This window comes from Saccharothrix tamanrassetensis (assembly GCF_014203665.1).
Classification (GTDB): Bacteria; Actinomycetota; Actinomycetes; order Mycobacteriales; family Pseudonocardiaceae; genus Actinosynnema; species Actinosynnema tamanrassetense.
Genome location: NZ_JACHJN010000011.1, coordinates 14,115 through 29,327, shown reverse-complemented (window position 1 = coordinate 29,327; position 15,213 = coordinate 14,115). Strand labels below are relative to the sequence as shown.

General features: G+C 72.8%; 18 protein-coding genes, 1 pseudogene and 1 riboswitch. Of the genes and pseudogenes, 9 read left to right on the top strand and 10 right to left on the bottom strand.

The features are described from left to right. Window positions 1-9 precede the first annotated feature (9 nt). The 4 genes from FHS29_RS29475 to FHS29_RS29460 all read right to left on the bottom strand — a co-directional run bounded on the left by FHS29_RS29475 (window position 10) and on the right by FHS29_RS29460 (window position 2,219). Window positions 10-291, bottom strand: a complete 282-nt coding sequence (locus FHS29_RS29475) for a DUF4235 domain-containing protein (RefSeq protein WP_312865154.1) — start codon at window positions 289-291, stop codon at window positions 10-12. Beyond that, window positions 288-701 carry a DUF3618 domain-containing protein gene (locus FHS29_RS29470; protein WP_184696227.1) on the bottom strand — a complete coding sequence of 138 codons (414 nt, stop codon included), beginning with the start codon at window positions 699-701 and terminating at the stop codon, window positions 288-290. The genes FHS29_RS29475 and FHS29_RS29470 overlap by 4 nt, the downstream gene beginning before the upstream one ends. Further along, the gene (locus FHS29_RS29465; RefSeq protein ID WP_184696225.1) at window positions 698-1,090 is read right to left on the bottom strand and encodes a phage holin family protein; all 393 of its coding nucleotides are present in this window, start codon (window positions 1,088-1,090) and stop codon (window positions 698-700) included. Before FHS29_RS29465 ends, FHS29_RS29470 begins: the two co-directional genes overlap by 4 nt. A gap of 289 nt (window positions 1,091-1,379) precedes the next feature. Next, entirely contained in the window at window positions 1,380-2,219 is an 840-nt protein-coding gene (locus FHS29_RS29460; protein ID WP_184696223.1) for an alpha/beta fold hydrolase, read from the bottom strand. Window positions 2,220-2,290: 71 nt separating this feature from the next. Here FHS29_RS29460 and FHS29_RS29455 point away from each other — a divergent pair, with 71 nt between their 5' ends. From FHS29_RS29455 to FHS29_RS29445, 3 genes are all read left to right on the top strand, one after another. Next, entirely contained in the window at window positions 2,291-3,322 is a 1,032-nt protein-coding gene (locus FHS29_RS29455; protein WP_184696221.1) for a sigma-70 family RNA polymerase sigma factor, read from the top strand. 208 nt (window positions 3,323-3,530) lie between these two features. Beyond that, window positions 3,531-3,950, top strand: a complete 420-nt coding sequence (locus tag FHS29_RS29450) for a helix-turn-helix transcriptional regulator (RefSeq protein ID WP_184696219.1) — start codon at window positions 3,531-3,533, stop codon at window positions 3,948-3,950. Window positions 3,951-3,960: 10 nt separating this feature from the next. After that, on the top strand, window positions 3,961-4,377 hold the full coding sequence (locus FHS29_RS29445) for a VOC family protein (RefSeq protein ID WP_184696217.1): 417 nt from the start codon (window positions 3,961-3,963) through the stop codon (window positions 4,375-4,377). 102 nt (window positions 4,378-4,479) lie between these two features. Here FHS29_RS29445 and trxA read toward each other — a convergent pair whose 3' ends face one another. Beyond that, entirely contained in the window at window positions 4,480-4,854 is a 375-nt protein-coding gene (trxA, locus tag FHS29_RS29440) for a thioredoxin (RefSeq protein ID WP_184696215.1), read from the bottom strand. A gap of 148 nt (window positions 4,855-5,002) precedes the next feature. Between trxA and FHS29_RS29435 the strand changes: the two are divergent. Then, a pseudogene (locus FHS29_RS29435) lies at window positions 5,003-6,166 on the top strand (aminotransferase class V-fold PLP-dependent enzyme); the annotation flags it as partial. A 190-nt stretch (window positions 6,167-6,356) separates the two neighbouring features. Beyond that, window positions 6,357-6,785 carry a TIGR03667 family PPOX class F420-dependent oxidoreductase gene (locus tag FHS29_RS29430; RefSeq protein ID WP_184696212.1) on the top strand — a complete coding sequence of 143 codons (429 nt, stop codon included), beginning with the start codon at window positions 6,357-6,359 and terminating at the stop codon, window positions 6,783-6,785. Here the strand turns inward: FHS29_RS29430 and FHS29_RS29425 are convergent. Further along, entirely contained in the window at window positions 6,779-7,594 is an 816-nt protein-coding gene (locus FHS29_RS29425) for a tRNA ligase subunit PheS family protein (RefSeq protein ID WP_184696210.1), read from the bottom strand. The genes FHS29_RS29430 and FHS29_RS29425 overlap by 7 nt on opposite strands. Before the next feature lie 168 nt (window positions 7,595-7,762). Here FHS29_RS29425 and FHS29_RS29420 point away from each other — a divergent pair, with 168 nt between their 5' ends. Genes FHS29_RS29420 through cobM form a run of 3 tightly spaced genes read left to right on the top strand, consistent with a single transcriptional unit; the run spans window position 7,763 to window position 10,217 of the window. Then, on the top strand, window positions 7,763-8,155 hold the full coding sequence (locus tag FHS29_RS29420; protein WP_184696208.1) for a pyridoxamine 5'-phosphate oxidase family protein: 393 nt from the start codon (window positions 7,763-7,765) through the stop codon (window positions 8,153-8,155). After that, window positions 8,152-9,477, top strand: coding sequence for a precorrin-6y C5,15-methyltransferase (decarboxylating) subunit CbiE (gene cbiE, locus FHS29_RS29415; protein ID WP_184696206.1), 1,326 nt, complete (start codon window positions 8,152-8,154; stop codon window positions 9,475-9,477). The genes FHS29_RS29420 and cbiE overlap by 4 nt, the downstream gene beginning before the upstream one ends. After that, the gene (cobM, locus tag FHS29_RS29410) at window positions 9,474-10,217 is read left to right on the top strand and encodes a precorrin-4 C(11)-methyltransferase (RefSeq protein ID WP_184696204.1); all 744 of its coding nucleotides are present in this window, start codon (window positions 9,474-9,476) and stop codon (window positions 10,215-10,217) included. Before cbiE ends, cobM begins: the two co-directional genes overlap by 4 nt. 2 nt (window positions 10,218-10,219) lie before the next feature. On the opposite strand, the gene FHS29_RS29405 is transcribed toward cobM, so the two are convergent. Further along, on the bottom strand, window positions 10,220-11,266 hold the full coding sequence (locus FHS29_RS29405) for a cobalt-precorrin-5B (C(1))-methyltransferase (RefSeq protein ID WP_221456869.1): 1,047 nt from the start codon (window positions 11,264-11,266) through the stop codon (window positions 10,220-10,222). Window positions 11,267-11,292: 26 nt separating this feature from the next. Between FHS29_RS29405 and FHS29_RS29400 the strand changes: the two genes are divergently transcribed. Further along, window positions 11,293-12,006, top strand: coding sequence for a cobalt-precorrin-6A reductase (locus FHS29_RS29400; RefSeq protein WP_184696200.1), 714 nt, complete (start codon window positions 11,293-11,295; stop codon window positions 12,004-12,006). Here the strand turns inward: FHS29_RS29400 and FHS29_RS29395 are convergent. The 3 genes from FHS29_RS29395 to FHS29_RS29385 are packed head-to-tail and all read right to left on the bottom strand — an operon-like array spanning window position 11,981 to window position 15,077. Continuing rightward, window positions 11,981-13,447 (bottom strand): precorrin-2 C(20)-methyltransferase, encoded by a 1,467-nt coding sequence (locus FHS29_RS29395; RefSeq protein WP_184696198.1) that lies wholly within the window; start codon window positions 13,445-13,447, stop codon window positions 11,981-11,983. The two genes, FHS29_RS29400 and FHS29_RS29395, sit on opposite strands and share 26 nt — an antisense overlap. Continuing rightward, window positions 13,444-14,070 carry a precorrin-8X methylmutase gene (locus FHS29_RS29390; RefSeq protein WP_184696196.1) on the bottom strand — a complete coding sequence of 209 codons (627 nt, stop codon included), beginning with the start codon at window positions 14,068-14,070 and terminating at the stop codon, window positions 13,444-13,446. The genes FHS29_RS29395 and FHS29_RS29390 overlap by 4 nt, the downstream gene beginning before the upstream one ends. Further along, entirely contained in the window at window positions 14,067-15,077 is a 1,011-nt protein-coding gene (locus tag FHS29_RS29385; protein WP_184696194.1) for a ferredoxin-like domain-containing protein, read from the bottom strand. Before FHS29_RS29385 ends, FHS29_RS29390 begins: the two co-directional genes overlap by 4 nt. Before the next feature lie 52 nt (window positions 15,078-15,129). Next, window positions 15,130-15,199, top strand: a riboswitch (cobalamin riboswitch). Window positions 15,200-15,213 lie beyond the last annotated feature (14 nt).

The window sequence follows — 15,213 nt, the reverse complement described above, 5'->3', positions numbered from 1 at the left end:
AGGACGCCGCTACTTGTCGACGTCCTCGGTGTCGCCCGGCCACTCGCCGGTGAGCTTGTCGTAGCCGGTGGCACCACCCCGGTCGATCGCGGCCTTCACCAGGCCGAAGATCGCGCCCTGGATGGTGGCCGCGAGCAGCACCTCACCCCAGCCGCGGTCCCGCTGGGTGGCGGTGGGGGCGACCCGGTCCCCGCTGATCATCTTCCACACCTGGGCGAACAGCCGGCTCGCGGCGATACCGCCGAGCACGCCGAACAGCATCCCGAGCGGCCGGTACAGGACCTTGTTCACGACCTGCCTCCCCGCAGCAGCTTCCACAACAGCACGACGAGGGCCGCCGCGCCGACGGCGATCGCGGCCGGGTGCCTGCGGACCTGGTCGGCGACCGGCGGCGGCAGCGCGTCCACCGCGTGCGACGCCCTGTCCGACACCTGCGACGAGACCTTCGCCGCGGTCTGCTGCGCCTTGGCGGCGGTCTCCTGGGCCTTCTCGGCGGCCACCAGGGCGGCCGTGTTGACCCGTTCGGCGACGGCCGCCGCTTGTTCCTTCACCTGCTCCACGCCCTCGTGCGCGGTTTCCTTCACGCGGGCGGGCACGTCTGCCTTGTGCACCAGCGCCTCCACGGTGTCGCCAAGCTCGTTGCGGGTCTTCGCGATGTCCGCGCGCAGAGCGGCCGGGTCCTGCGGAACGTCCTTGCTCATCGGTGCGCCCTCTCCTTGACCTGGGTGATGTCCCGCTTCACGCTGTCCACCGCCTGCTCGGGGATGGGTGGCGTGCCCTGGTCGATCTGCTTGCGGCCGAACAGCGCGAGCACGCCCGCGACCGCGAACACGGCGACCGCGACGACGAACGCCGCCAGCCACGCGGGCATCACCAGCGCCAGCACCAGGATCAGGCCCGCGATCAGCGCCATGACGCCGAACCACGCGAGCACTCCCGCGCCGCCCAGCAGCCCGGCGCCCACGCCGACGTGCCTGCCCTTGGTCTTGACCTCGGCGACGGCGAGCCGGATCTCCTCCCGGGCGAGCCTGCTGACCTGTTCGGACAGTCGGCCGACCAGTTCCGCGGTGGACGGGTCGGTGGGGTTCATGGGCCGTCTCCTCTCATCGGCCCAGGACTACCCACTGGGTGCGGTGTGTACGCACGGCCGTTCGGGGAACCCAGGGGCCGAGGACCGACGGCCAACCCGTAGGTGAGAGCAGGTCGCACCGGGTTTCACCGGCACGGCACCCGCCGTGGCGTCGTGACGCCGGAAGCAGAGGACGGGTGGACCCGCCTGCCGCCGAGAGGTCCGCACGGGGGCCGGGGCGCCGGAGATCGGCGCCCCGCCCGCCTTTTCTCCGGTGATCCGGCGCGTCGAGCCCCGTGAGACCGGTGGGTCACCCCTTCAGCACGATCCGCAGCCGGGTCGCGAACGCCTCGGGGTCGTGCGCGAACCCGACGTGGTCGCCGGGGAACATCGTCGGTTCGGTGCCGAGCCCGGCGGCGAGCGCCCGCGAGGTGCGGTCGCAGAGCTGCCCGGTGGACTCCTCGCCGATACCGACCAGGATCCGCGACGCCGACGAGCGCAGCTTCTCCAGGTCGGGCACCCACCGCGTGGTCGCGCGCAGCATCCGCGTGTACTGGTAGTCGTCGTCCGCGATGGACTGGGGGTCGCGTTCCCCGCCGGCCATGTGCTGCAACACCTCTTCGGGCAGCTGGATGTTCGCCATCTCCAGGAACTTGCGGAACGCACCGACCGGGTCGCCCGACCGGTAGGTGGTGATGATCTCCTCGGTCCGCTCGCGCAGCTCCTCGCGGTCGTCCAGCAGCTCGTTCAACGGAGGCTCGTGCGCGATGACGGTGTGCGCCACCTCGGGGTGTGCCTGGGCGAGGGCCAGCACGCTGACCGCGCCGCCGCTGGAGCCGAGCACCGCGGCCGGGCCGGCGTCCAGGTGGGTGATCAGCCGGTACAGGTCGTCGGCGCGCCGCTCGGGGGTCGAGTCGCGTTCGAGGTCGTCCACCGGGCTGCGGTGGATGCCGCGCGGGTCGGTGGTGAGCACCGTGTGGTCGGTGGCGAGCAGGTCGGCCAGCGGCTCGAACGACCGGGCATCCATCGGCGCGGCGGCCAGCACCACCAGGGGGCCGTGGCCGCGCACCTCGTAGTGCAGGGACGCGTCGTCCACCCGCAGGGTGCCGACCGTGGCGGTGGACGTGGTGCTCGTCGGTTGTGTGCTCATCGGGTCCTCCAAGTGTGGGTTGCGCCCGTTCGGAGGTAGGTGACTCCCGCCGCGAGGCAGAATCGTCGCTCGTGAGCGAAGTTTCTTCCACGCCGGCCGGCGCGGACCCCGAACTGGACCGGGCGCGCGCCGGTGACGACGCTGCGTTCACCCGTCTGGTGGAACCGCTGCGCCGTGAGTTGCATGCGCACTGCTACCGGATGCTGGGGTCGACGCACGACGCCGACGACGCGTTGCAGGACGCCCTGGTGCGGGCCTGGCGGGGATTGGCGCGGTTCGAGGGCCGCAGCTCGCTGCGGTCGTGGCTGTACACGGTGGCCACGCGCACCTGCCTGGACGCGGTGGCGCACCGGGGCAGGCGGGCGCTGCCGGTGGACCTCGGGCCGTCCAGCGAACGGGTCTCGGTGGCCGGTGCGCGGCAGGACGTGGCCTGGCTGGGGCCGTACCCGGACGCGGGGCTGGTCGACGCGCCCGCCGGGCCGGGGGCGCGGTACGAGCAGCGCGAGGCGGTGGAACTCGCGTTCGTCGCCGCGCTGCAACACCTGCCGGGCAACCAGCGGGCGGCGTTGGTGCTGTTCGAGGTGCTGGGCTTCACGGTCGCGGAGATCGCCGCGATCATGCGCACGTCCACCACGTCGGTGAACTCGGCGCTGGCGCGGGCGCGGCGGATCGTCGCGGAGAAGGTGCCGGCGGCGACCCAGCAGCAGACGTTGCGCAAGATCGACGACGTGCGGCTGCGGCAGGTCGTCACCGGGTTCGCCACCGCGCTGGAGCGCGGGGACGCCGACACCATGGTCGCGCTGCTCACCGAGGATGTGACCTGGTCGATGCCGCCGATGCCGAGCTGGTACGCGGGGCGTGCGGCGGTGATGGACTTCGCGGTGAACGTGCCCATGTCCACGTGCGGGGCGTGGCGACACCTGCCGACGAGCGCGAACGGGCAGCCCGCGGTCGCCTGCTACCTGTGGGACGACGCGGCCGGTACGCACCGCGCGTGGTCGGTGAACGTGCTGACGCTGCGGGACGGGCTGATCGCCGGGGTCACGTCGTTCGTGGGACCGGAGCACTTCCCGCCGTTCGGCCTGCCCGTGGAGCTGCCCTGATTCGTCGAGCCCCTGAGCCGTCGAGCCCCGATCTGGCCGGTGCTGCCCTGTCCGGTGCTGTCCCGTCCTGTTCCGACCGTTCGGTACCGACAGGTTGGCCGCTGGGCCGTTCGGCGTCGACGGGTACTCCATGAGCAGGGCGAATGTTCTAAGCTGCGGTGATCGAGCGTCCCGGTTCGGGCGCCTGGCGCTGTGGGATGGTGGTCGCGTGACGTTGGAGGACCTCGTCAGGCTGCGTCGGGCCCGCGACACCATGGACCGCGACTACGCCAACCCGCTCGACGTTTCGGCGCTGGCACGGGTTGCCCTCATGTCGCCGGGTCACTTCTCCCGCAGCTTCCGCGCCGCCTTCGGCGAGACGCCGTACAGCTACCTGATGACGCGCCGGATCGAGCGGGCCAAGGCGCTGCTGCGGCGGGGCGACCTGTCCGTGACGGAGGTCTGCTTCGCGGTCGGCTGCACCTCGCTGGGCTCGTTCAGCTCGCGGTTCACCGAACTGGTCGGCGAGAGCCCGAGCGCGTACCGGGCCCGCCCCCACGACGAGGGCGCCGCCATCCCGGCCTGCATCGCCAAGATCCACACGCGACCGGTCAGGAACGGAGAAGCGAGACCCGCACCCCGCACGTAGATTTCGGCGCATGGAAATCAAGCTCTCGCAGTGCTTCATCGCCGTCGACGACCACGACAAGGCGCTCGCCTTCTACCGCGACGTCCTCGGCATGGAGGTGCGCAACGACGTCGGGTTCGAGGGGATGCGCTGGGTGACCGTCGGCTCGCCGTCGCAGCCCGATGTGGACATCGTCCTGGAACCACCCCTCGCGCACCCGAACGCCTCGGCGGCCGACCAGGAGACCATGGCGGAGCTGCTGGCCAAGGGCCTGCTGCGCGGTGTCATCTTCAGGACCGACGACTGCGACGCCACCTTCGAGCGCATCCGCGACGCGGGTGGCGAGGTGCTCCAGGAGCCGATCGACCAGCCGTACGGCGTCCGCGACTGTGCCTTCCGCGATCCCTCCGGCAACATGCTGCGCTTCAACCAGCCGCGCAAGCAGTGAGTTCTCATGAACGGGCACAGCGGTAACACCCGCAGGTCCCACGCCAGGCGCGCGGAAGGGGTGGCGTCGCCACGACCCCGGCCCCTTCCGCACAGCCGGTGATCAGGCCTGCTGCTCCTGCTGCTGCTCGGCCACCTGCTTGCGCACCTCGTCCATGTCCACCTTGCGGGCCTGGTCGATCAGGTCCTCCAGGGCGGCTTCGGGCAGCGCGCCGGGCTGGGCGTACAGCACCACGCCGTCGCGCACGATCATCAGGGTCGGGATCGACCGCACCTGGAACGCGGCCGCGAGTTGCTGCTGGTCCTCGGTGTCGACCTTGCCGAACACGATGTCGTCGTGCTTCTCGGCGGACTTCTCGTAGACCGGGGCGAACTGGCGGCACGGGCCGCACCAGCCCGCCCAGAAGTCGACCAGGACCATGTCGGAGCCGCCGACCACCTCGTCGAAGTTCTCCGCGGTCAGCTCCACCGTGGCCATAGGTTCTCCTCGCTCTACTGGGGGTTTGCACCCCGGATACCCCGCACAACGAACGGGACACCTCGGACATTCCATCCAACAGCCCGTGGATGCCTTCAACAGTACGTTGTAGCTTCCCGGGTTCCTTCGACCGTCCGGAGGTGCGCCCGTGCCCCGCCTCCCCTCCTCCTACCTGGTGCAGTTCCAGGAGCCGCCGGGCTACCTGGACTTCGCCCGGTTCGGGCCACCGTCACACGCCGTGGTGGCGGAGTCGACCCGGCTGCTGGAGCGCTCGTCGTTCGCCGGTCCGGGCACCGTGGACGAACTCATGCGGCAGGAGCTTCGGGCGAGGGCCGTTGCCGCGCGGCTGTGCGGCTCGGACACCGACCACGTGACGTTGCTGCCGAACACCGGGACGGGGCTGTTCCAGGTGGCGTTCGGAGTGGTCGGGGAGGTCGCCGTGTCGCCCGCCGAGTTCCCGGCGAACACCTACCCGTGGGTGCGGGCCGGTCGTGCGCGGGTGCGCTGGCTGGAGCCCGGGCCGGTCACCCCGGAGGTGGTCGGGAGGGTGCTCTCCGACGACGTGACGGCACTGTCGGTGAGCGCGGTGGACTTCCGGACCGGCTATCGCGCCGACTTGGCGGCGTTGCGCGAGGTGATCGGTGACCGCCTGCTCATCGTCGACGGCATCCAGGGCTTCGGCGTGGTGGACGAGCCGTGGTCCGTTGCCGACGTGCTGGTGGTGGGCGGCCAGAAGTGGCTGCGTGCCGGCTGGTCGACCGGGTTCATGGCCATGTCGGACCGTGCGCTGGAACGGATCGAGCCGGTGCTCTCCGGGTGGACGGGCGCGGCGGACGCCGGGTTGTTCGACAACTCCCTCCACCCGGTGACGGACGGTGCGGCGGGCTGGTCGATCACCAACCTGAGCCCGATCGCGGCCGGTGCCTTCGCCACGGCGTTGGAGTTGGTCGAGCCGGCCACTGTGCGAGCGATCGGCGAGCAGATTGTTGAACGATGCGACGACCTGGCCGAAGTGGTGCGCTCGGCCGGTGGCACGGTGGTGTCCGAGCAGGTCAGGCGGGCGGGCATCCTGGCTTTCACGCTGCCGGACCTGCCCGCGACGGTGGTTGGTGACGCGCTGGCCGAGGCGGGTGTGACGGCGACCGTGCGGCCGGAACACGTCCGCCTGTCGCCGCACGCCTCCACCACCGCCGAGAGCGTCGAACGGTTCGCGTCGGCGCTCCGAGCGCTGCGCAAGCCCGCCGGCGGCCCGCGATCCGCCAAGACGCCCGCCGTGCCGGGCACGACCGTCGGTCCGGTCGTACCCGAACTACCTCGACGAGATCGGATCTGAGCCGATACAGGGGCCCGCGCCGCTGCATCGGAACAAGTGGCCCACGCCCCTGCGTCGGAACAGGGGCCCGCGCCGCTGGGGCGGAATAGTGGCCCAGGCCGCTAGGGCGGAATAGTGGCCCAGGCCACGGTGTTGTCACCTGTCGATCACACGACCAGGGGAGAAGTCCATGACGTTCGCTCTGCCCGACCCCGCCACGGAGTTCGGCGCCCGAGTCGCACGCCGGCTGCGGGAGGACATGATCGCCTGGGTCACGTCGGTGGACCACGCGGGCACACCTCAGCCCGCTCCGGTGTGGTTCCTGTGGGACGACGACGCCGTGCTGTTCTACAGCCGACCGAACGCGAAGCGGCTGGAACGGCTGCGGGCGAACCCGCGCACGTCGTTGAACCTCAACGACGAAGGCCTCGGCAAGGACGTCATCGTGCTGACCGGGACGCTCACCGAGGAGCCGGGTGTCCGACCGGCGCACGAGCACGCCGCGTTCGTCGAGAAGTACGGGGAACTCGCGACCGCGACCTTCGGCACCACGGAGAAGTTCTCCGAGCTGTACAGCGTGCCGCTGGTGCTCCACCCGGAGCGCCTGCGCGGTCACTGAGCACGACCTTCGTGGACCGCGGCGTACACGGCGTCGCGGGCCGCGTTGGCCTCCTCGTCGGTGAGCGTCCGCGTCACGTGCCGCAACACCAGGCGCAGCAACACGTTCTTCTGCCCGGCACGCGCACCCAGCCGTTCGACGGCGGCCGGCGGCAGGCCGTCGACCGGTGTCTCGCCGAGCACTTCGATCTCCTCCACCAGATCGCCGACGACCCCGCGCACGGTGTCGCCGATCGTCTCCGCGTCCTGGACCGGCCCCACCGCCACGGAAATGTCCCGCGAGATCGGCGGGTGCTTCGACACCGGCCGGTACGGCGACAGGTCCAGCATCTGCGCCGCCACCCGCGGGTCGTCCGACGACAGCAGCCGGATGTCCGGGATTCCCTTGCGCAGCATCAACAATCGGTCCAGGCCGAGGCCGAGCGCGAGGCCGTGCACGTCGTCGGGCAGCCAAGCGCGCTTGAGCACGTGCCGGGCGGCCAGGCCGCACTCGGCGACCTCCAGCCACTCGCCCTCGACCAGCACGTCGTCCCACTCCTCGGTGCCCAGCACCCGCAACGCGGGCGGGACCATGGCGGACGTGTGGCTGCGCAGCATCCGGCCGTCGGTGGTGTAGCGGGTGTAACGGGCGTCACGGGTGACGGCGTCCGGCGGGTAGCCGAGGTTGGTGTAGTTGTCCTCCACGCCGACCTCCGGGTGGTCCCGGATGATCCGCAGCTCGGCGGGAGCCGGTGCGCCGGCGAGGATCCGTTCGAGCAGGAGCTGCATGGCGTGCGGACCCCGTGCGGGGTCGGTGAGGTCGCGAGGCATCGCGGGATGTCCCTTCGGTGGCGGGCTTGCGGGGTCGTCCCCTGAGCCGGTCCGCCACCGGGACCGCGTCTAGCGCACGCCCCGAATGGCCGGTTCTGCCGGCCAGGGGCGGTTGAATCGACGCGTCACGTTTTCGACCATACTGGTTCCGTGCCGCATGATGCACCCATGTTGTCTGCCAAGGGCGAGGCCTTCCGGGCGTTCTGGACCGAACGCCACCTGTGCACGCTGACCACCCTGCGCAAGGACGGCACACCGCACGTCGTGCCGGTCGGCGTCACGCTGGATGTGGAAGCCGCGACCGCACGGGTCATCGCCTCCCGGGGCTCGCACAAGGTGCGCCAGGTGCTCGCCGCCGGACCCGCCGGGGCGTTGGTCGCGGTGTGCCAAGTGGACGGTAGGCGGTGGTCGACCCTGGAGGGACGCGCGGTGATCCGGCAGTCGGCGGACGAGGTGGCGGACGCGGAGCGCCGGTATGCCGAGCGCTACCGGCAGCCCCGTGCCAACCCGGAGCGGGTCGTGATCGAGATCGCGGTGACCCGCGTGCTGGGCACGGTGTGATCACCGTCGTCGGCATCGGCGCGGACGGGTGGGAAGGCCTGCCGGACGCGTCCCGGCGGGAGGTCGCCGCCGCCGAGGTCCTGCTGGGCAGCGCCCGCCAGTTGGCGTTGGTACCCGGCTCGTTCGAGCGGGTGCCGTGGCCGTCACCGCTGCTCCCGGCGTTGCCGGGGATCCTTGGTGCACACGCCGGACGTCGGGTGTGCGTGCTGGCCAGCGGCGACCCGATGTTCCACGGCATCGGCTCGACCCTGGTCCGGCTGCTCGGGGCGGACGCCGTGCGCGTGGTGCCGCACCCGTCGTCGGTGTCGCTGGCCTGTGCCCGGCTGGGGTGGCCGGTGGACTCCGTGGACGTCGTCAGCCTGGTCGGCAGGCCCGCGTCGCTGCTGGTGCCCCACCTGCACCCCGGGCGGCGGGTGCTGGTCCTGGGCGGGTCGCCGCCGGAGGTCGCCGCGCTGACCGGTGACGCGCGCTTGACCGTGCTGGAACGGCTGGGCGGGCCGGACGAGCGCGTCCACCACGACCTGGCCGCCGCCGACCCGCTGCACGTGCTGGCCGTGGAGTGCTCGTCGGGTGGGTACTCGCTGGTGCCGGGCCTGCCGGACGACGCCTACGAGCACGACGGGCAGCTCACCAAGCGCGAGGTGCGGGCCGTGGCGCTGGCCCTGCTCGCGCCGCGTCCCGGTGAGCTGCTGTGGGACGTGGGCGCGGGTTCCGGCAGCATCGCGGTCGAGTGGTCGCGCACGCACCCGTCGTGCCGGGCGATCGCCGTCGAACGCGACCCCGTGCGCGCCGACCGGATGAGCCGGAACGCCACGGCGCTGGGTGTGCCGGGGATCGACGTGGTCGTGGGGGAGAGCCCCGCGGTGCTGGACTTCCCGCCGCCGGACGCGGTGTTCATCGGCGGTGGGCTGACCGCGCCCGGCGTGGTCGAACGGTGTTGGGACGCGCTGCGGCCCGGTGGGCGGTTGGTGGCGAACGCGGTCACCCTGGAGTCCGAGGCCGTGCTGGCGCGGTGGCACGGGGTGCTGGGCGGGTCGCTGACCAGGCTCTCGGTCAGCCGGGACACGCCCGTGGGCGGCTTCACCGGCTGGCGGCCCCACATGCCGGTGACGACGTGGGCCGTGACCAAGGAGTTCGCCGTGACCGAGGGGCCCGCCGGGAATGAGGAGCCTGCCGGGAGTGGGGAACCCGCTGTGAGCAAAGAACCTGCCGTGACCGAAGAACCTGCCGTGACCGGAGAACCCGCCGTGACTGGGGAACCCGTCGCGAGCGAGCGACACGCCGTGGCGAAGGATGAAGCCGTGCCGGAGGAGAATCAGTGACCGTCCACTTCATCGGCGCCGGGCCCGGTGCGGCCGACCTGCTGACCCTGCGGGCCGTGCGGCTGCTGGAGACGTCCCCGGTGTGCCTGTACGCGGGTGCGCTGGTGCCGACCGAGGTGCTGTCGCACTGCCCGCCGGACGCCCGGCTCGTCGACACCGCGAACCTCGACCTGGACCGGATCACCGCCGAACTCGCGGCGGCCCACGCGGCGGGTGCCGACGTGGCGCGGCTGCACTCCGGTGATCCGTCGGTGTTCAGCGCGATGGCCGAGCAGATGCGCCGGCTGGACGCGCTGGGGATCCCCTACGACGTGACGCCCGGTGTGCCCGCGTTCGCCGCCGCGGCGGCGTCGCTGCGGCGGGAACTCACCGTCCCCGGTGTCGGGCAGACCGTGGTCCTCACCCGGACCTCGGCCCGCGCGACCCCCATGCCGCCCGGCGAGGACCTGGAGACCCTCGGACGGTCCCGCTCCACGCTGGTGCTGCACCTGGCCGTGCAGCGGATCGCCGAGGTGGTGGCCGAGCTGGTGCCCAACTACGGGTCGGACTGCCCGGCGGCGGTGGTGGCGTACGCGAGCCGGGCCGACGAACTCGTGCTGCGGGGGACGCTCGCCACGATCGCCGCGCAGGTGGCCGAGGCCGGGGTCAAGCGGACCGCGGTGATCATCGTCGGGGACGTCCTCGCCGCCGAGGACTTCACCGACAGCCACCTCTACTCGACCGCCCGCTGCCGCTCGTGACGCTACGCGCGGCCGACGATCGTGCCCGCCCGGTCGATGACGATCACGTCGACCGCGACCGGAGCGCCCTTGAGCACGTCCTCGGCGGTCGCCTTGGCCTTCACCGCGATCAGGTCGCCCAGCGGGACGCCCGCCGCCTGGCACAGCTGGAGCGCGCCGAGCGCGGTGTTGGCGTGGCGGACGGCCTCGGCGAGGTCCGGGTCCTCGATCAGCGACGCCAGGAAGTCGAGGTTCACCTGCGACCGGCCCGAGTGCAGGTCCAGGTGCCCGTCGGCGAGCTTGGACAGCTTGCCGATGCCGCCCGCGACGGTCAGCCGGTCGACCGGGTGCCGTTTCAGGTACTTGAGCACCGCGCCCGCGAAGTCGCCCATGTCCAGCAGGGCGCTCTCCGGCAGCCCGTGCACGGTCGCGGCGACCTTCTCCGAGGTGCTGCCGGTGCACCCGGCCACGTGCCGGAGCCCTTCGGCGCGGGCCACGTCGATGCCGCGCCGGATGCTGTCGATCCACGCCGAGCACGAGTACGGCACCACGACGCCCGTCGTGCCGAGGATGGACAGGCCGCCGAGGATGCCCAGGCGCGGGTTCCAGGTCTTCCGCGCCAGCTCCTCCCCGTGCTCGACGGAGACCTCGACGACGACGTCGCCGGTGCCGCCGTGCTCCCGGGCCACGCGCTGCACGTGCTCGCGCATCATCTGGCGGGGCACCGGGTTGATCGCCGGTTCGCCCACCGGCAGCGGCAGGCCCGGCTTGGTCACGGTGCCGACGCCCCGGCCGGCGCGGAACACCACGCCCGTGCCCGGCTCGCCGTGGTGGACGGTCACCTGGACGAGCGCGCCGTGCGTGACGTCCGGGTCGTCGCCCGCGTCCTTCACCACCGCCGCACGGGCGTGGTCGGCGGCGAGCTGCTCGGAGGCCAGCGCGAAGCTCGGGGTCTGGCCCTTGGGCAGCAGGATCCGCACCGGGTCGGGGAACTCGCCGGTGAGCAGCGCGGTGTACGCCGCAGTGGTCGCGGCGGTGGCGCAGGCCCCGGTCGTCCACCCGTAGCGCAGGTTCACGACGTCAGGATGCAACAGCGATGAGGACGGTGCTGGTGCTGGGTGGCACGGGCGAGGCGCGGGAGCTGGCCGGCAGAGCGGTTCCGGGGCTGCGCGTGGTGTCGTCCCTCGCGGGGCGCGTGACGTCGCCGAGGCTGCCCGAGGGCGAGGTGCGGATCGGCGGGTTCGGCGGGGTGGCCGGCCTGGTCGGCTACCTGCGGGCCGAACGGGTGGACGCCGTGGTCGACGCGACGCACCCGTTCGCCGACCGCATCACGGCCAACGCCCTCGCCGCCACCGCCGAGGCCGGCGTGCCGTTCCTGGTGCTGCGCCGACCGGGCTGGACCGAGCAGGACGGCGACCGCTGGACGTGGGTCGACTCGATCGCCGAGGCCGCGGACGCGGTCGGTGGGCGGCGGGCGTTCGTCACCACCGGGCGGCAAGGGCTGGGCGCGTTCGCCCGTGGCGTGGCGCGGACCGTCGACCCGCCGTCGGACGACACCGCGCTGGAAATCGTCCTCGATCGCGGACCGTACACAGTGGACGGTGAGCTGGCGTTGCTGCGCCGGCACCGCGTCGAGGTCCTGGTCACCAAGGACAGCGGCGGCGGGATGACCGCCGCGAAGCTCGTCGCGGCCCGTCACCTCGGCCTGCCGGTCGTCATCGTGCGCCGCCCGCCCGCGCCGGACGCACCGACCGTCGAGACCGTGGGCGCGGCGCTGGAGTGGCTCACGAGGGGTAGCGCCGAGGCGTGAACACCGTGCCCCGCCCGGTGACCCGGGTCTGCGACGAGCCGATCAGCAGCAGGCACCGCATGTCGACGTCGGCCGGGTCGAGGTCCGCCAGCCGCACCACCCGGACGGTCTCCTCCGGGCCGCCGACGTCGCGGCCGATCACCACGGGCGTGTCCGGGGAGCGGTGGCCGAGCAGCAGGTCCCGCGCGGCGGCTACCTGCCACGTGCGGCTGCGCGAGGCCGGGTTGTAGATCGCCAGCACCAGGTCGGCCCGGCCGGCGGCCTCCAGCCGTTCGGCGATCACGTCCCACGGCTTGAGCCGGTCCGACAGCGACACCACGCAGTAGTCGTGCCCGAGCGGCGCGCCCGCCCGGCTCGCGACGGCGTGCGCGGCGGTCAGACCGGGCAGCACGCGCACCGGGACGTCCGCGAACTGCTCCTCGGCGGCCACTTCCAGCACCGCACTGGCCATCGCGAACACCCCGGGGTCGCCCGACGACACGACCGCGACCCGCCGGCCGCGCCTGGCCAGGTCCAGGGCGAACGCCGCCCGTTCGGACTCGACCTTGTTGTCCGAGGCGTGCTTGCGCTGCCGCGGGTCGGTGGTGACCCGGTTCAGGTAGGTGATGTACCCGACCAGGTCGTCGGCGCGGGCAAGCGCCTCACGCGCCTCGGGGGTGAGCCACTCCGGTCCCGCGGGCCCGAGTCCCACGACGACCACTTCGCCTGTGCCGGCCTGGGGCACGTCAGCGGCCGCGGCTCTGCTCGGCAGCAAGGCCAGCGAGAAGTACGGCACACTGTCGGCGTCCACTTCGGACAGTGGCGCGGTGCGCTGCTTGCCGGTCGTGGCGCGTTCCACGTACCAGGCCTCGTCCAGCCGCCCGGACCGCTCCAGCGCCTCCCGCACGTGCGGGAAGGTCCGGCCCAGCTTCATGATCGCGACCGGGTCGCCCGCCGCCAGGTGCTCGACCAGGGTCCGCACCGGCAGCGTGCCGGGCAGCACGGTCAGCACCTCGTCCCGTTCCACCAGCGGTTTCCCGATCACCGCCGCACCGGCGCTCACCGACGTCACACCGGGCACGACCTCGGCCGGGTACCGGTCGGCGAGGCGCTTGTGCAGGTGCATGTACGAGCCGTAGAAGAACGGGTCGCCGGCGGCCAGCACCACCACGGTCCGGCCCGCGTCCAGGTGCGCGGCCAAGCGGGTGGCGCACTCCGCGTAGAACGCGTCGATCTCGCCCTGGTAGTCGTCGGAGTCCTCGGTCGTGACCGGGTAGACGAGCTGCTCCTCGATCTGGTCGCCGCGCAGGTACGGTTCGGCGATCCGGCGCGCCACGCTCCGGCCGTGCCGCGCGCTGTGGAACACGACGACGTCGGCCTCGCCGATCAGGCGGGCCGCCTTCACCGTCACCAGTTCCGGGTCGCCCGGCCCCACGCCGACGCCGTACAGCCTGCCCGTCATTCGTCCTCGCTCGCGATCGCGTTGACGGCCGCCGCGGTCATGGCGCTGCCGCCCCGCCGCCCGCGCACGACCAGGTACTCCAGCCCGAGGGTGTTCTCCGCGAGCGCCTGCTTGGACTCGGCCGCGCCGATGAAGCCGACCGGGATGCCCAGCACGGCGGCCGGTCGCGGCGCGCCGGCCGCGATCAGGTCGAGCAGGTGGAACAGCGCGGTCGGGGCGTTGCCGACGGCGACCACCGCGCCGTCCAGCCGGTCGCCCCACAGCTCCAGCGCCGCCGCGCTGCGGGTGTTGCCCAACTCCTCGGCCAGTCCCGGGACACGCGGGTCGCTCAGCGCGCAGAGCACCTCGTTGTCCGCCGGCAGCCTGCGCCGCGTCACACCGGAGGCGACCATCTGCGCGTCGCACAGGATCGGCGCGCCCGCCAGCAGCGCCTCCCGCGCGGCGGACACCACGCCGGGGGAGTAGGCGATGTCGCGGACCAGGTCGACCATGCCGCAGGCGTGGATCATCCGCACCGCGACCCGCGCGACGTCCGCCGGCAGCCCGGTCAGGTCCGCCTCGGCGCGGATGGTGGCGAAGGAGCGGCGGTAGATCTCCGCGCCGTCCTTGATGTAGCTGGTCACCTGATCTCCTCGTACCCGTCGCCGGTCGCGACGAACTCCACCACGTCACCCGCCGGGCGCCCACACCGCCGAGCGCAGCCCGACCAGTGCACCCGGCCGCCCGCGTGCGGCGTGCCGACCCACCGCGTCACGTCCGCGCGCACGTCCGACAGCGACTTGGCGCAACCCGGTCGCCCGGTGCAGGCGCTCACCCCGTGCCACGGCGAGCCGGGGTCGGTGAACAGGCCGGACGTGTCCGTGCCCGCCGGCACCACGACGCTGCGCCAGGGCGTGACCCGCACCGGTACACCGGCCAGCAGCCGTGCGTCCAACCGGCCCAGCGGCACGCCCGCCACCACCCGGTCGCCGACCGGGCCGGGTGCGACCGGAATCACAGCGCCGGCAAGGGCTTGCGGGCCCGGGACACCCAGGGCCGCCGTGATCTTCGGCACACCGGAGTCCACTTCGGACAGCCGCCAGGCGGTGCCGCGCAGCTCCTGGAACACCCGCGAGGCCCGGACGACCGCGGCCACCGGATCGGTCACCCGCAGCCCGGAGTCCCGGCCGGCCAGGAACAGCGCGTCGCCGACCAGGCCGACGTCGCCACCCAGGCCGCTCACCGCCGCACCCACCGTGACCAGGAACCGGCCCGGCAGGTCGGCGAGCTCGGGAGTCCGGCACAGCTCCCGGTCGATCTCGTCGACCAGGTCCTGGTTGTCCTCCAGTGGTGCGGCGACGATGTTGCGGATCCGCTCGTGGGTCGGCGAGGGCAGCAGGCCGACGTCCCGCAGGAGCGCGCCCAGCACGTGCTCCGCACCCGGAGCCAAGCCCCTGACCTGGAGGTTCGCCCGTGACGTCAGCTCGATCGTGCCGTCGCCCAGGTCCAGCGCGGCGGCGCGCACGGCGTCGAACTGCGCCGCCGAGAGGGTGCCGCCGGGCACCCGGATGCGCGCCAGCCCGCCGTCCGCCGCCCGGTGCACGTCGACCGCGCCGGGGCAGGCGTCGGGGCGTTCACGGTCCTGGGGCATGGGCTGGATGCTAACCGCCCATTAGGGTGAGGTCCGAACGGCGAAGCAACAGGAGGAAGCCGGTGCGAATCCGGCGCGGTCCCGCCACTGTGACCGGGCGCGAGCCCGGGAGTCAGGAACTCCGCCCGCCGTCCCC

What these genes read in the sequence shown, in the direction of transcription:
- FHS29_RS29430 (WP_184696212.1), top strand. Translation starts at nt 6,357, where the DNA reads ATGACGTTCGCTCTGCCCGACCCCGCCACGGAGTTCGGCGCCCGAGTC.
- trxA (WP_184696215.1), bottom strand. Translation starts at nt 4,854, where the DNA reads ATGGCCACGGTGGAGCTGACCGCGGAGAACTTCGACGAGGTGGTCGGC.
- FHS29_RS29460 (WP_184696223.1), bottom strand. Translation starts at nt 2,219, where the DNA reads ATGAGCACACAACCGACGAGCACCACGTCCACCGCCACGGTCGGCACC.
- FHS29_RS29420 (WP_184696208.1), top strand. Translation starts at nt 7,763, where the DNA reads ATGTTGTCTGCCAAGGGCGAGGCCTTCCGGGCGTTCTGGACCGAACGC.
- FHS29_RS29445 (WP_184696217.1), top strand. Translation starts at nt 3,961, where the DNA reads ATGGAAATCAAGCTCTCGCAGTGCTTCATCGCCGTCGACGACCACGAC.
- FHS29_RS29470 (WP_184696227.1), bottom strand. Translation starts at nt 701, where the DNA reads ATGAGCAAGGACGTTCCGCAGGACCCGGCCGCTCTGCGCGCGGACATC.
- FHS29_RS29465 (WP_184696225.1), bottom strand. Translation starts at nt 1,090, where the DNA reads ATGAACCCCACCGACCCGTCCACCGCGGAACTGGTCGGCCGACTGTCC.
- FHS29_RS29400 (WP_184696200.1), top strand. Translation starts at nt 11,293, where the DNA reads ATGAGGACGGTGCTGGTGCTGGGTGGCACGGGCGAGGCGCGGGAGCTG.
- FHS29_RS29395 (WP_184696198.1), bottom strand. Translation starts at nt 13,447, where the DNA reads ATGACGGGCAGGCTGTACGGCGTCGGCGTGGGGCCGGGCGACCCGGAA.
- FHS29_RS29385 (WP_184696194.1), bottom strand. Translation starts at nt 15,077, where the DNA reads ATGCCCCAGGACCGTGAACGCCCCGACGCCTGCCCCGGCGCGGTCGAC.
- FHS29_RS29425 (WP_184696210.1), bottom strand. Translation starts at nt 7,594, where the DNA reads ATGCCTCGCGACCTCACCGACCCCGCACGGGGTCCGCACGCCATGCAG.